Source organism: Labrys sp. ALF-8 (assembly GCF_059699065.1).
The window spans coordinates 3,806,036-3,821,167 of the sequence record NZ_AP048537.1 but is presented as its reverse complement, the minus strand read 5'-3'; the positions used below and the strand labels follow the sequence as shown (position 1 = coordinate 3,821,167).

Annotated in this window: 12 protein-coding genes; 1 reads left to right on the top strand and 11 read right to left on the bottom strand. The window is 63.8% G+C overall.

Going from position 1 to position 15,132, the window contains the following annotated elements:
* Window positions 1–53: 53 nt before the first annotated feature.
* Entirely contained in the window at window positions 54–1,643 is a 1,590-nt protein-coding gene (locus AC6H34_RS17475) for an ABC transporter substrate-binding protein (protein ID WP_497539565.1), read from the top strand.
* Between the two features lie 230 nt (window positions 1,644–1,873).
* On the opposite strand, the gene AC6H34_RS17470 is transcribed toward AC6H34_RS17475, so the two are convergent.
* The 11 genes from AC6H34_RS17470 to AC6H34_RS17420 all read right to left on the bottom strand — a co-directional run bounded on the left by AC6H34_RS17470 (window position 1,874) and on the right by AC6H34_RS17420 (window position 15,093).
* On the bottom strand, window positions 1,874–2,158 hold the full coding sequence (locus AC6H34_RS17470; protein ID WP_448148645.1) for a hypothetical protein: 285 nt from the start codon (window positions 2,156–2,158) through the stop codon (window positions 1,874–1,876).
* A gap of 8 nt (window positions 2,159–2,166) precedes the next feature.
* Window positions 2,167–5,310: an efflux RND transporter permease subunit gene (locus AC6H34_RS17465; protein ID WP_497539564.1), complete on the bottom strand. Its 3,144-nt coding sequence runs from the start codon at window positions 5,308–5,310 to the stop codon at window positions 2,167–2,169.
* A gap of 7 nt (window positions 5,311–5,317) precedes the next feature.
* Window positions 5,318–6,688 (bottom strand): efflux RND transporter periplasmic adaptor subunit, encoded by a 1,371-nt coding sequence (locus AC6H34_RS17460; protein WP_497539563.1) that lies wholly within the window; start codon window positions 6,686–6,688, stop codon window positions 5,318–5,320.
* Entirely contained in the window at window positions 6,675–7,391 is a 717-nt protein-coding gene (locus tag AC6H34_RS17455; RefSeq protein WP_497539562.1) for a TetR/AcrR family transcriptional regulator, read from the bottom strand. Before AC6H34_RS17455 ends, AC6H34_RS17460 begins: the two co-directional genes overlap by 14 nt.
* Window positions 7,392–7,606: 215 nt before the next feature.
* Window positions 7,607–8,554, bottom strand: coding sequence for a glycosyltransferase family 2 protein (locus AC6H34_RS17450; RefSeq protein WP_448148649.1), 948 nt, complete (start codon window positions 8,552–8,554; stop codon window positions 7,607–7,609).
* A 131-nt stretch (window positions 8,555–8,685) separates the two neighbouring features.
* Window positions 8,686–10,011, bottom strand: a complete 1,326-nt coding sequence (locus AC6H34_RS17445) for a hypothetical protein (protein WP_497539561.1) — start codon at window positions 10,009–10,011, stop codon at window positions 8,686–8,688.
* 101 nt (window positions 10,012–10,112) lie between these two features.
* Window positions 10,113–10,421, bottom strand: coding sequence for a Dabb family protein (locus AC6H34_RS17440; RefSeq protein WP_448148651.1), 309 nt, complete (start codon window positions 10,419–10,421; stop codon window positions 10,113–10,115).
* Window positions 10,421–11,098: a D-lyxose/D-mannose family sugar isomerase gene (locus AC6H34_RS17435; protein WP_497539560.1), complete on the bottom strand. Its 678-nt coding sequence runs from the start codon at window positions 11,096–11,098 to the stop codon at window positions 10,421–10,423. The genes AC6H34_RS17440 and AC6H34_RS17435 overlap by 1 nt, the downstream gene beginning before the upstream one ends.
* Window positions 11,095–12,726, bottom strand: a complete 1,632-nt coding sequence (locus AC6H34_RS17430; protein WP_497539559.1) for a GMC family oxidoreductase — start codon at window positions 12,724–12,726, stop codon at window positions 11,095–11,097. Before AC6H34_RS17430 ends, AC6H34_RS17435 begins: the two co-directional genes overlap by 4 nt.
* A 100-nt stretch (window positions 12,727–12,826) precedes the next feature.
* Window positions 12,827–13,603 carry a 3-ketoacyl-ACP reductase gene (locus tag AC6H34_RS17425; RefSeq protein WP_497539558.1) on the bottom strand — a complete coding sequence of 259 codons (777 nt, stop codon included), beginning with the start codon at window positions 13,601–13,603 and terminating at the stop codon, window positions 12,827–12,829.
* Window positions 13,600–15,093 (bottom strand): FAD-dependent oxidoreductase, encoded by a 1,494-nt coding sequence (locus AC6H34_RS17420; RefSeq protein WP_448148655.1) that lies wholly within the window; start codon window positions 15,091–15,093, stop codon window positions 13,600–13,602. The genes AC6H34_RS17425 and AC6H34_RS17420 overlap by 4 nt, the downstream gene beginning before the upstream one ends.
* Between the last annotated feature and the right edge of the window lie 39 nt (window positions 15,094–15,132).

Below are 15,132 nucleotides of genomic sequence, written 5' to 3'. Positions count from 1 at the left end.
AACGCACTGTGATGCAATCATCGGACAAGAACGTCACCTAAGGGGAACCGAGCATGCTGCACTTCAGACCAGGACTCGCCGTTGCTGCCATGACGACCATGCTCATGGCCACCTCAGCCTTCGCGGCCACGCCGGCCAACACGCTCGTGATGGCCAAGAACATCGACGACATGATCAGCCTCGATCCGGCGGAGGCCTATGAATTGTCGGGTATCGAGGTCGACGCCAACATCTACGACCGCATCGTGCGCATCGACGCGAAGGATCCCACCAAGATCGTGCCCGGCGTCGCCGAGAGCTGGACGGTCAACGACGACGGCAAGACTTTCACCTTCAAGCTCCGTGCGGGCGCGAAATTCGCCTCGGGCGATCCGATCACGGCCGATGATGCGGCCTTTTCGCTCCAGCGCGTCATCAAGCTCGACAAGACGCCTGCCTTCCTGATCTCCCAGCTCGGCTGGACCAAGGACAATGTCGACCAGATGGTGAAGGCGGTCGACGCCTCGACCCTCCAGATCACGATCGTGCCGAAATATTCGCCTTCACTGGTGCTCTCGCTGCTCTCCTCCATCGTGGGGTCGGTGGTGGAGAAGCAGACGGTGATGCAGCACGACCAGGGCGGAGATCTCGGCAATGGCTGGCTGAAGGCGCATTCCGCCGGCGGGGGCGCCTTCTCCCTGCGCTCCTGGCAAGCCAACGAGAGCGTCGTCCTCGATGCCAATCCGAATTACCGGGAGGGCGCGCCACCCCTGAAGCGCGTGGTCATCCGCCACGTGCCGGAGCCGGCCTCCCAGCGCCTGATGATCGAGAAGGGCGATGCGGATATCGTCCGCGACCTCACGCCGGACCAGGTCGCCGGCCTTTCCGGCAACAAGGACGTCACCATTTCGATATCGCCGCAGGCGACGCTGCACTATGTCGGGCTGAACGTCGCCCACAAACCGCTTGACGACGTGCGCGTGCGCCAGGCGCTGCACTACCTCGTCGACTATGACGGCATGGTCAATTCCTTCCTGAAGGGCCAGGACCAGGTGCACCAGACCTTCTGGCCCTCCGGCTTCTGGGCCTCGCTCGACGAGAAGCAGTACACCTTCGATCCCGCCAAGGCGAAGGCGCTCCTCACCGAAGCCGGCTATCCCAACGGCCTGGAGCTGACCCTCGACGCGGCCAATTCGTCGCCCTATATCAACATCGCACAGTCGATCCAGGCAAGCATGGCCCAGGGCGGCGTGAAGGTGACGATCCTTCCGGCCGAACAGAAGACCTTGCTCACCAAATATCGCGCCCGGCAGCACCAGATGCTGCTGGTCTATTGGGGACCGGACTACATGGATCCCCACACTAACGCCGACAGTTTCGCCCGCAACACCGACAACTCCGACAATCCGCCGACCAAACCATTGGCCTGGCGCAACTCCTGGCTCATCCCCGAGATCAGCAAGATGACGGAAGCGGCGGTCGAGGAACCCGATCTCGCCAAGCGCGAGCAGGACTACAAGGATCTCCAGAAGACGGTGATGAACGAAGGGCCCTTCATCATCATGTTCCAGGAGATCAAGCAGACCGCCGAGCGCGGCAACGTAAAGAACTTCATTCTCGGCCCCACCCAGGACGTGGTGCTATACGGCGAGACGACGAAGTAAGGATGATCCGAAGGGGCCCGGCCAGGCTCTCCCGGGGCCTCGACTTCTGTCATCGCCGGGCCTGCCCCGGCAATCGAGAAGCGCCAATACGGCGGAAAGTGTGCCTGGATGCCCGGGACGAAGCCGAGGCATGACAAAAAGGGAGCTTCTTTCCGTCGTGTCGCGGCTTTGGACGCAAGCTCTCCGGATCGGTACACCGGATCGCGCCACCCACGGCCTCGGAAACGCTCCTATCCCCTCGCCAGCGCCGTGCGGCCCCTTGCCGTGAGGGAGTAGCCGATGGCCCGATAGCCTGCCTTGACGATGGCGATGGAGTCCATTTGCACCGGCAGTTCCGAACGCGCGAGCTGCGTGCCGTCCGGCAGACGGTAGACGGCCTCGCACCAGCCGAATTTGCGGCACATATGCCCGGCCTGGCCACTTATCGACGGGCGCAGTTCCCCCGCCTCCAAAGCGCTCAGATAAGCCTTTTCGCGAGGCGTGGGATCACGTTCGGGTAGGGGCATGAAGTTCATGTCTAACCTCATTCGGCCGCGGCGGCGGTTCCCCTGCCGGCGTGACCCTCATAAGCTTCATGCACCGGCCTTGCTTCCTTCGGCTCATCCTTCGGCCCGACGAGCGGACCGAAGATGAAGGAAACACCGCGGGTGATGTCGTCCATCACCGAATAGAATGACGGCACGAAGACGAGCGACAGAACCGTCGAGACGATCAGGCCGCCGATCACCGCGATCGCCATCGGTGCGCGAAACTCGCCACCGTCGCCGTGTCCGAGAGCGGTGGGGGCCATGCCCGCCACCATGGCGATGGTCGTCATCACGATGGGCCGCGCGCGCTTTCGTCCGGCATCGATGATCGCATCATGACGGTGCATGCCGTGCTTGACGCGTTCCACGGCAAAGTCGACCAACATAATGGCATTTTTCGTAACGATACCCATCAGCATCAGGATACCGATGACCACCGGCATTGAGATGGAATGATGGGTCGCCAGCAGCGCCAGCACGACACCCAGCAGCGAGAGCGGCAACGACATCAGGATGGTGATCGGATGGAAGACGCTGCCGAGCAGCAGCACCAGCACGCCCGCGACCATCAGGAGGCCGGCACCCATCGCCATGGCGAAGCCCGAGAAGACCTCCTCCATGATTTCGGCATCGCCCGTGGAGGCGAACTTTACCGAAGACGGCAGATTCCTGGCTTCGGGCAGCGCCTTCGCCCTCTCAAGCGCCTCGCCGATTTCGAGGCCGGGCCTGAGGTCCGCGCCAATCTTGACCTGGCGGGCGCGATCATAGCGATCGATGGAGGAAGGGCCCTGCCCGAACTTCACATCCGCCACGGCTGAGAGAGGAACGGTGCCGCCCGTGCTGGTGGTGAGGTTCAGTGCCTCGATCAGGTTGAGGTTCGCGCGCGAGGACTCCGTCAGCTGCACCCGGATCGGGATCAGCCGGTCGCCCGCATTGAACTTGGCCAGGTTGGCGTCGATGTCGCCGATGGTCGCCACGCGTACGGCTTCCGAGATCTGCTCGGTGGTGATGCCGTAGCGGGCCGCGTCGTCGGTGCGCGGGATTATACGCACTTCCGGCCGGTCGAGGCCGGTGGAGGCCGCGACGTTGTTGAAGCCCTCGATGTGCCGCATGGCGCCTTCGAGTTTCGCGACGGCCTCATCCAGTTCGACGGGGTTGGTGCCCTGAAGCGCAAGATTGACGTCGCGGTCACCGCGGTCGTTGACGCGCCAGGCGCGCACATCGGCCACGTTGGCGATCAGCGTCGTGATGTCGTTCTGGACTTCCGACTGATGGCGAGTGCGATCGGCCTTGTTGGAAAGCTCGACATAGATCGAGGCCTTGCGAAGCTCCAGCTGTCCGGTGGGCGAGGAGCCGCCGATGACGAACACGCGCTGCACCTCGGGGATCTTGCGGATCGCGGTGGCGAGTTCGTCGGTCTTGGCCTGCGTGTCGTCGAGCTTGGCTCCGGGAGGAACCTCGGCGGCATAGACGATACGGCCGGAATCATCCGGCGGGATGAAGCCTTGCGGCAGGTATTTCATCAGGCTCATCGAGAACATGAAGATCGCAAAGCCGGCGATCACCGTCAGGTAGGGCGAATACCAGCGCGCCAGCGTCAACTCCAGGAAGCGCGTGTATCCACGCATGACGAAGCCGTCGCGGGGTTCGACATGGTGATGTGGCCGCAGGAAGTAGGCCGTCATCATCGGCGTGATCAATCGCGCGACCAGTAGGGAGAAGAAAACCGCCGCGGCCACGACCAGGCCGAACTGCTTGAAATACTGGCCGGCCACGCCGCCCATGAAGCTCACCGGCGTGAAGATGGCGATGATCGTCATGGTGATCGCCATCACGGCGAGACCGATCTCGTCGGCCGCCTCGATCGAGGCCCTGTAGGGCGATTTGCCCATCTTCATGTGCCGGACGATGTTCTCGATCTCGACGATCGCATCGTCCACCAGGATGCCCGTCACAAGGGTGATCGCGAGCAGGCTGACGAGGTTGAGCGAGAAGCCCATGGCGCTCATCGCCCAAAAGGTGGGGATGGCCGAGAGCGGCAGCGCGACCGCGGCTATGATGGTGGCGCGCCAGTCCTTCAGGAAGATCAGCACCACGATCACGGCGAGGATGGCGCCTTCGATCAGCGTCTGCATCGCCGACTTGAAGTTGCCGTAGGTATTCTTCACCCCGTCGTCCACCAGCGCATAGCTGACGTTGGGATGGGCCTCATGCAGTTGCGCGATCTTCTTGGCGACGGCATCGGCAACCACCGTGTCGCTCGCCCCCTTGGCGCGGAATACCGAGAAGGCGACGATCGGCACATGGCCGTCGACGCGCGCGAAGGACTTCTGGTCCTGGTAGGCATCGGTGACGTCGGCGATCTCGTTGAGGCGCACCTGGCGTCCGCCGGGCAACGTGACCTTGGTCTCCTTGAGTTCGTCGATGGTGTGGGCACCGGCGAGCGTGCGGATGGACTGTTCCTGGTTGCCGACATCGCCCTTGCCACCCGACAGATCCACAGTGGTCGCCTTGAGCTGGCGATTGACGTCGGCCGCCGTGACGCCGAGGGAGAGCAGGCGGTCCGGATTGAGCGCCACACGGATCTCGCGCGTCACGCCACCGAGGCGGTCGATACGGCCCACGCCCCGCAGGCCCTGCAGCTCGCGGGTGACGACATCGTCAACATGCCAGGACAGCTGCTCCAGCGTCATGCCCGGTGCGGAAGCGGAATAGGTCAGGATCGACTGGCCCTCGACATCCACGCGGCTGATCACCGGCTCGTCGATGTCCCGCGGCAGAGCGGTCCTGATCTTGGTGATTGCATCCTTCACGTCATTGAGCGCACGATCCGTATCCGTGCCGAGCCAGAACTCGATTGCCGCGAGGGAGCTGGAATCCGTGATGGTCGACTGGATGTGCTTGACCCCGGCCACACCGGAAACGGCGTCCTCGACCTTGCGGGCCACCTGCGTCTCGAGTTCCGAGGGAGCGGCCCCCTGTTGCGTGATCGTCACCGAGATGACAGGCACATCGATGTTCGGAAACTTGGTAATCGGCAGGCTTTCGAAGGACACCCAGCCGAGCGCCATCAGCACCACGAACAGCACGATCGAGGGTACGGGATAGCGGATGGACCAGGCGGAGATGTTGAAGGACATCGTGGCCTCACTTCGCCTGTGCCGACACCGAGGCGGCGTCGACCGGGCTGACCTTGTCGCCGTCGCGTACGAAGGTGCCGGCGGTGGCAACGATGGAGTCGTCGGCCTCGACGCCCTTGACGATCTCGGCCTGGCTTTCGGTCCTCAAGCCCAGCGTGACGGTCCGGGTGGAGACCGTGTCGTCCTTGACGACCTGGACGGTGGCGCCACTCTCCGAATAGAGCACGGCCGACTGCGGAACCAGCACGCCTTCATGGTTGGCGATCTCGACGCTTGCACGGCCGAACGTGCCGATCGTCAGCCCCGGCGCCTGGTCGATGGCGATGCGGACGCGACCAAGGCGCGTGGCGGGGCTGACCTCCGGCGATACCAGGCGGACATGCGCGGTGAAGGGCTCCTTGCGCGCCGTCGTCATGACCTGCGCCTTCATCTCCGGCCGCATGCGGGCAAGCGTCGTCTCCGGCACATCCGCTTCAAGCTCGACATCCCCGTCCCGGATGATGCGGAACAGCGGATCGCCTGCCGCCGATGCGATGGCGCCGATGCGCGCGGTGCGACGGCTGACGATGCCGGTGGCCGGCGCACGGATCTTGGTATGTTCGAGGCGTACCATGAGTTCATCACGCTGGGCATCCGCGAGCTTCTTGTCGGCCTGCGCCACCGTCAGGGCATGCTGTGCCGCATCGACACGCGCATCGGCCATCTTGGCGGCCGCTTCACGCTGGTCGAGCGTCTCCGCTGTGGTGTTGCCGCTCCGGACCAGTGCCTGGGAGCGCGCAAAGGCACTGGCGGCCTGATCCTTGTTCGCCTTGGCTTCGGCGATGGAGGCCTGCGCCTGCGCGATGGCGGCATCCGCACGCGCGGCCTGCGCCTCGTTCTGGGCGAGCGACGTGTCGATGGTCGTGCGCGAGAGTTCCGCCAGCACCTGCCCTTCGGCAACCCGGTCGCCTTCCTCCACCATGATCTTGTCGACGGCGTAGCCGTCTATCTGGGGAGAGACCAGCACCTCCTCGCGTGCCACCAGATTGCCGGTGACCACGACCTTTTCAGTGATCGCGCCGCTGATCGCTTTGGTCACGGTGATGGAAGGCGGCTTCGCCACCACAGGCACCGGCACGGGAGGATTCACCATGGCCACGATCGGCTCGCGATAGGCGTAGAGCACGCCGGCCGCGACGACGATGATCAGCAGCCACACCGCCAGCGTGGTGTACCAGGGCGTGCGGCGATATTCGGCCGGCGCTTCATGGGCGTGGCTCTCCATCCCATGTCCACCGTGCCGCACCGATGACATGCCGGAAGTTCCCTCGAAAGCGGGACCATGGCGGCGCTCGACGGCGTCGCGGTCCGACCGGTTCTGCTTTTCAAGAGCGGACATCGGATTTTCCTTCAGAAGCGGGCGCGGCGCCCAGAGAATTCGTGGTGTCGGATAAAGGACGATCGAGTTCGACCTTTCCCGACAAGAGAGCGTCCATGACGTTCACCAGGAGGCGAAAACCCTCCCAGACGTCGAAATCAGGTTCCAGCGCACGGCGTGTAAAGAAACCGTCGCCCATAGCCGAGAGCACGGTGATCGTGGCGACGCTGTCGACCGAGGGGGGTATCTGTCCCGAGGCCTTGGCCGCGTCGATGATGGCGATCATGTAGTCGTTGATCTCTCGATCGACCGCGCTGCACATGTCCGCGACGATCGGATTGCGGCTCGCCTCCGCCCAGATTTCCATGAACTGGATACAGCGAGCCCGCGGTGTTTCGGTGAAATGCCTGCGGCCAAGGGCGATGAAGGAGCCCATCACATCCTCGGACTGGGCGACTTCACGAAAATCGGCACTGAAACGCTCGCGATCACGGCCGATCACGCCGGAGACCAGGGCCTCCTTGGATCGGAAATAGCGATAGAGATTGCCGGCGCTCATGCCGGCCTCCTTCGCCACGTCCTGCATGGTGGTGCGATGGAATCCGGCGCGCTGGATGCAGATCTCGAAGGCGTCGAGAATACGGGTGCGGCGCGCGTCGAGGCCCTTCGGCTCCGGCGCGGAATGGCTCGCGTCCTCATCTGCTGACACGCCGACAATACCCACCACAAACTCCAAAATGAGAATGAACGTTCATTCTCATTACCAGAAGTTGCGGGCCTCGCCAAGAGACAGTTGGAGATGACGCCCAAGGGCGTCGATGGGCCGGCATCCACTCCATACCCGGCCGATGCGGCAACAAAATGGAGAAGTTCGCGCGCAACCGGGAGGGGTATCCAGGCGGCCGGCCACCAGCCGGAACGAAGGCTCCGCCCTCTCGATCAGCGCTCTTCGTCGTCTCGCCGCAGGACGCGTTCGACGAAATAGAGCGGGCGCCGCTTGGTCTCGTTGAAGATGCGGCCGAGGTATTCCCCGATGATGCCGAGGAAGACGAGTTGCGCTCCGCCCATGAAGAGCACCACAACCATCAGGCTGGGATAACCGGGAAAGTCGCTGCCGAAGACCATGGTCTTGCCGATGATCCACAGTCCGTAAAGGCCGGCGAGTGTGGAGATGATCAGGCCGATATACGTCGCCAGCTTCAGTGGGGTCGTGGTGAAGCTGGTTATTCCCTCGAGCGCAAGACTCCACAGTTTCCAGTAGCTCCAGCTGGTCTTGCCCGCGAAGCGTGGAGCCCGGTCGTAGAGCACGGCCCTGCTGGGATAGCCGACCCAGGCGAACAACCCCTTCATGAAACGATGATGCTCGGGCAGTTCCTGCAGCGCCGTGAGCACGCGGCGGCTCATCAGACGGAAATCTCCCGTGTTCGCCGGCAGCGCGACGCCGGTGAAAGTCTGCATCACGCGATAGAACATGCGCGCTGTGAATATCTTGAACCAGCTCTCGCCGGCCCGCGTCCGGCGCTGCGCATAGACCGTGTCGAACCCCTCGCGCCAGCCCTCGACCAGTTCGGGTATGAGTTCGGGAGGATCCTGAAGGTCCGCGTCGATCAGGATCACGGCTTCGCCGCGGGCTTGGTCGAGTCCTGCCGTGGTGGCGATCTCCTTGCCGAAATTGCGAGAGAGGTTGACGACGACCACGCGCGGATCGCTCCGATGCAAGGCAGCCTGGCAAGCCAGGGTGGCATCGGTGCTGCCGTCGTTGACATAGACGACTTCCCAGCTCTCCAGCGCCTCCATGACACGGCAGAGACGCCGGTGGAACTCATCGAGAACTTCGGCTTCGTTGAAGCAGGGTACAACGACCGAGAATACCGGGCTGCTCTGCACTGGACCCCACTCAGCCAGCGGAAGGACAGGCGGTTGCTACGCTATTTTCAACTCCACCTCAAGGTTGAGGGTGGCACCGGCTCTCGATGAGCAAGCAACGCCTCTCGGGGGTGGCGATGTCCAAAAGGATGTCAGGACCTGCAAAGGCTCGACCTGGCCTTGTATCTCCCTATGTCCGGGGCATCCTCGGCCCGGATGAAGGGAAACCATCCCTGGTAGTGCGGATCGAGCAGGATGCGTTCCGACGTCGGCGGCCGGTAGAGTACGCTCACGACCGGCCACGTCCAGTACCAGCCATACCTAACGATGCGGTTCTGGCCGAAGAAGGCTGCCGTATCGGCGTCGTCCGCCACCGGCTTCTGCAGCTCCCGGCACACATCGCCGGTAAAGCCGCGCCAGGCCGCGAGGTCGCTGGCATAGATGAGGAAGACGGTCGCCAGGGGAATCAACAGCGGCCACCCCTGCCCGTGCCCGCGGAAGGCGAGCCAGTACGGCCTGAACCTGGCGATGACGAGTCCCACCGCCGCCACGAGCAGAATCGGAAAGACCTGGGCGCGCTGCTCGCTCTGGTCTCCGAGATTGAGCTCCGTCGTCGTCACCAGCGCATGAAGCCTGACTTGGAAGAGCCAAAGGCCGGCTACGACGGCGAGCAGGGCAAGGAAAGCTGGCCGTCTGGCGTAGGCCGCCATCGCGCTCACGAGAGTGACGACGCAGAGCCAGAGCAGGCTGCGATTGTCGGCCATTTCGAACAGGGCGCGGCTGAAGCCCGAAGCGTTGGCGGGGTCTCTCGGGAAGACGATGCCGGCAAGGCCGTAGAGACTGCCAAGCAGGAAGACGACGATCGCGATCTTCCAATAGTGGCGTGTCTCGGCCTGGGTCGTCTGCCTCCGGTAGAAAGCGCAGAGGGAAGCCAGAACAAGGCCCGTCACGAAGCTCAGTTCATAGCTTGCCACCATGAAAAGCCCAAGGCCGATCAGGAGGCGAAAATAGGCCGGGTCGCGCCTCTCCACGAAGAGGAGCAGGGACAGCGTCATCCAGAACAGGGTGTAGAGAACGTTGAACTCGCCCACCGCGTAGAAGCTGACGGGAAAATAGCAGCAGGCGATGACGACCGTGTTGGCGACCATGGCCAATGGGTTTTTCCGCACGATCCAGGTGGCGGCGGCAAGACACAGGGTCGGCACGAGAGTGAGGTTTGCCGAATGCAATACCGCCAGGACATTGATCGCCGTCACGCCCAGATGCAGCGCGAGCAGGAAGAAGGTCTGCGTGAGGAGGGTTGCACCGAACCGATACCACGAGCCGACGAAGTAGAAGCGTTCGGACAGCTCGCTGAGAAAATAATAGGCCCCATCGGAATACAGGCCCACATGATAGAGACTGTTGAGCACGAAACCTGCCGACAGCAGCGCGAACGTCCCGATGACATAGGCGGTGGACGTTGCACTGTCTCTCATCAAAGGCCTGTCGGAGGTATACACGCGAGCGCGTGGGGCGGGCTTCACGCGGTGAAGCATGGAGCCGGCGTGACGGCGTCAGCGCCACGTCAGCCGAACGATCAGATCTCGTAGTCGAGCACCAGGATGCCGTCGACACCGCCCTGCGTTGCGGCGACCAACTGCTGGGCTACTTTCACATGATGAGGGTGCGGCAAGTAGGCGTCCCTCGCTGCGGCGTCGACGAAGTCCACCGTGAAGCCATGGGTATGGCCCCGGTCGATGCCCTCAGGGCTGTTGTTGGCACCGGCGCTGAACGCAATTATGCCGGGGATCTCCGCCTTCATGCCCGCAAGGGCAGCGAACAGGCTGTCCGCCTCGGCCTTCGAAAGGTTGCTGCGCAGATTCGCGAGAACGATGTGACGGATCATCAACGGAGGCTCCTGTAATCGGCCAGCACCAAATGGCGGGCCGGACTGTCTTCGACGATCGGGGAGGACGTGGGAAGCGGCTGCAGGAAATAATTGTCGGTCGCGTCGTCATTGGCGAGCGAAATCTCGCCGCACAGCACCTCGCTCACTCCGATGAAGGCATGGGCGAGCCCCGGCAACAGCACGATGCTTTCGCCCGGCTCCAGTTGCAAGACCGTGTGGGCCGGCACGGTGATTTCGACCCCGTTGCGTTCCAGCGTGATGTCGTCGTCCAGTTCCATGCCCTGCTCGTCGACCCGGACGAGGTCAACGCCGAGGATGCCGCCGCCCCGATTAATCAGGTCTTCCGTCTTCACGCGGTGATAGTGATGCGGCACGCGCTGGCCTTCGAACAGGACGAAAGCCTTCTCGGCATAGAGCCGTCCGACGCCTTTCGGCAGGTCGCGGTAGTCTCCCATGCGAAGGGTGAAGACGGCGATACCGCTCCTGAAGAAGGCATCCTTCTCGAACTCGACGATGTTCCAGCCCACCCCGGCGGCGCGCATGGCCCGCGTCGGCTCCGCCTGTTCGCGCCACTGCTCGGGTGTCCAGCCGGCAAAGGGCGGCAGGTAGAAGCGCTGGCTTGCCATCATCGCGAGGGACTTCCCGATGATGGCCTCGATCTCGGACCGCTTCACTGGAGAACCTCCCCTACCGGCTGGAGATTCAGGGCCGGAAGCGGTTCTTTGCCGGCTATTAGATCCGCACCCTTCTCGCCGATCATGATGGTGGGTGCGTTGGTGTTGGAGGAATTGACAATCGGCATAATGGAGGAGTCGCACACGCGCAGGCCTTCCAGCCCCCTCACCTTCAGGTCCGGCGTTACCACCGCCATGTCATCCACGCCCATCTTGCAGGTGCCGGCCGGGTGATGGTCGGTCTTGCAGGTGCGGAAGACATAGTCGGCGAGTTCCTGCTCGCTCTGCATTTGCGGCCCCGGCATGCGTTCTGCCAGGATGAAGGGCTCCAGCGCCTTCTGGCGGAAGATCTCGCGCGCCATGCGCAGGCCTTCCAGGGACATCGCCTTGTCGTAGGGATCGGACCAGTAGTTGGGATCGATCAGCGGATGATCGTTCGGATCACCGGACTTCAGCCGCACCGTCCCGCGCGAGCGCGGATGCAGGAAGGCGGAATTGAGGGTCACGCCGGCGTTCTTCAACTTGGCGACCCCAGCCTCGATCCCCGAGCCCGAGCCGAGATGGAACTGGATGTCGGGCGAGCGCGCCGCCTTGTCGGCGTAGGCGAAGCCGCCGCTCTCGAACAGGGTCGAAGCCACCGGGCCCTTCTTGAAGAGGAGATATTGCAGGCCTGCCCAGGCTGTGCGGTGCGGCTTGACCACATTGTCATAGGTGTAGTCACCCTTGCATTCGGCGATGACGTAGACGTCGAGATGGTCCTGCAGGTTCTCGCCGACGCCAGGCAGGTCATGCAACACCCTGACGCCGACCTCGCCCAGATGCGCCGCCGGACCGATACCCGAAAGCAGGAGCAGCCGGGGCGAGCCGATGGCGCCGGAGGAGACGATCACTTCACGCTCGCAGCGGATCTCGCTCTTCTGCCCGTTCTCGACGATTTCGACGCCGACCGCCCGGCCATTCTCGACCAGGATTCGCGTCGCCATCGCTCCGGTGCGGATGGTGAGGTTCGGCCGCTTGCCCCTGAGGGGTCTCAGGTAGGCCGAGGAGGCGGAGGAACGCCGGGCGTCGCGCACCGTGACCTGATAGTGCCCGACCCCCTCCTGGCGTGCGCCGTTGAAGTCGGGATTGTAGGGCAGACCGAACTCCTGGCCGGCACGGATGAAGGCTTCGTTGATCGGCAGCGGATTGACCGGCACCGAGACGCCTATCGGTCCGCCCGAGGCATGATAGGTGTCGGCGAAGCGCTGGTTGTCCTCGGCGCGCTTGAAATAGGGCAGCACCTGCGCGTAGCTCCAGCCGGCGCAGCGATGCACATAGGCCCAGATGTCGTAGTCGCGGGGATTGCCACGCGTATAAAGCTGCGCATTGATCGACGAGCCACCGCCCAGAACCTTGGCCTGGGTGTACCAGAGAACGCGATTGTCGAGATGCTTCTGCGGGACGGTCGACCAGCCCCAGCTAGCGATGCCCTTGGTCATCTTGGCGAAGCCAGCCGGCATATGGAAGTAGGGATGGCTGTCGCGGCCGCCCGCCTCGATGAGCAGGACCTTGACGGAAGGATCCTCGCTGAGGCGGGCAGCGAGAGCGCAGCCGGCCGGGCCGGCGCCGGTGATGATGTAGTCTGTCATGTCGGTGCCCTCGCGGGTGCACGGGTATTCTGCCCGCCCATTGGAAACAGTGCGTCTGCGGTAGAAGAAGATATGGGCATGCTGCCCACGCACCCGGACATCACAGCCTCGAAATCGAAAGGGCGCCGTCGCAGGCGATGGCACTGCCGGTGGCAAAGCCGAAGGAACTGCCGGCGAGCGCCAGGGCCATCTGGGCAACGTCGGCCCCCTCCCCCCAGCGTCGGGCCGGCACCAACCCGTCATCGATGCGGGCCTGGTACTTCTCCGCGACGGCGGCCGTCATGTCGGTGCGGATCACGCCCGGACGGATCTCGAAGACTGGAATCTTGTCCGGTGCCAGGCGGACCGCCAGGTTCTTGACCCACATGGAAAGCGCGGCCTTGGAGACGCAGTAATCGGCACGCTCGGGCGAGGCCATCTCCGCGCTCACCGACGTGATGAACAGGATCGAGCGGTTGCGCACGGGCTTCTGCGGCGGCGGCAGGCCCAGCATGGTGCGCGCCACCACCTGGCTCAGGAACATCGCTCCGCGCACATTCACGTCCATCACCCGGTCGTAATTGCCGGGTTCGAGCTGGAGCAGGTCGCCGCGCACCGGCGAGGCGATGCCGGCATTGGAGACGAAGCAGTCGAGCCGGCCATAGGTCTTGAGCACGTCGTCCACGAGGGACTGGTGGGTGGCGAGATCGGCGACGTCGTTCTGGAAGAACATGGCGGCACCGCCGGCTTCGCCGATAGCGAGCTCGGCGTCGTCGACAGCGTCATCGTCGACGATGTCGGTAAAGGCGATGTCATAGCCGCCCTCGGCGAAGGCAACGGCGATGGCGAGCCCGATGCCGCGGCGGGCGCCGGTAACGAGAACGACGGGACGGGTCATGCCTTGAGCTCCGTTTCGCGAATGTGCCTGGCTGTCCTGAGGGACAGGGCCGCGACCGTCAGCGAAGGGTTGACGGCTGCGGACGTGACCAGCGTGGATGCATCGGCCACGAAGAGATTGGGATGATCGTGCGCCCGCCCGAAGGGATCGAGAGGCGCCGTCGCCGGGTTGGCACCGATCCGGATGGTGCCGCACTGATGGGAAGGCGTCTTGCGATCGAACAGATGGGTCAGCACGATCGGAAAACCCGCCTGCTTCAATTTCTGGCGCATCGCCACCTTCAGCCGCTCATGCGCCGTCATGTTGCTGCGGCGCCATTCGAGGACGATCTTGTCTCCGTCGAGCCGCACCCGGCTGGCCGGATCTGGCAGATCCTCCGTCATGATGAGGAAGTCGATGGTCTTGCGCGCTACGGCGTTGAGAACGAATTCCGGCACGTTCTTCAGGTCCGACTTGAGGATCGGGCCGGAGACACGGCCGAGCAGTTGAACGTTGCCGAGCGGGGGGCCGCCCTTCCCGTCGCTCAGATAGAAATCGTTGACGGCGAAGGTCTTCTGATAGATCGAGTCGTTGTTGAAACGCGGATCCACGCCGATCATCGCCGAGAGATTGTGGTTCATGAAGTGCCGGCCGACCATGCCGGAGCGATTGGCGACCCCCTCCGGCGAAGATGCGAGCAGGATCACTGCCGAGCGCACGGCACCCGCCGCGAGCACCACCCATTTCGGTGCGACGCGTCGTATTTCCCCCCCTTGCAGATACTCCACCGCCTCGATGCGCTTGCCGTCGGGGGCCAGGATCAGGCGCTTGACCTCCGCCTCGTTCTGCAGCCGCACATTGGCGTGAGCCAGCGCAGGCAACAGGGCGCAGGTCTCGGCATCCATCTTGCCGGTACGGGCATCTGGAAAGGCGTCCCACGGCGTCCTGCCATGGGAAAGCCAGGCATCGATGTCGACACCCAGCGGCAGGGAGAAGGGCTTCAGCCCGACCTTGCGCAGCCGCTCCCGCACCTCCGCGATGGCGCGCTCGTCGGGCACGGGCGGAAAGTCGAAGTCGCCGCCGCGGGGGGGCTCGGTCGGGTCTTCGCCGGCCTTGCCGCGCACCTTGTAGAGCCTCTCCGCTTCGTCATAGTAGGGCGCGATTTCGCCGTAGCGGAATGGCCATGCGGGTGCGAAGCCATCCGCATGGGCGACGCCGTCGAAGTCTTCGGCCCGGTAGCGCAGCAGCACGGCACCATAGAACTTCGAGTTGCCGCCGTTGAAGTAGTAGTTCCCCGGATTGAACGGATTGCCCTGGCTGTCGTACCAGAACTCGTCCGGACGAAAGAAGCCCCGCTGGAAAATGGCGCGGGCATCGCGGTTTTCCGGCCTGTCGGGCAGTTGCCCGCCCTTGTCCAGGATAAGGATGTCCGCGCCGGTCGGTGCGAGGGCGTGCGCGATGGTCGCCCCGCCCATGCCGGCGCCGATGACGACGATATCGGGAGAAGACATGGGGTCTCCTGTAGAGGATCCCCTTCCCGGTAGCCGGGT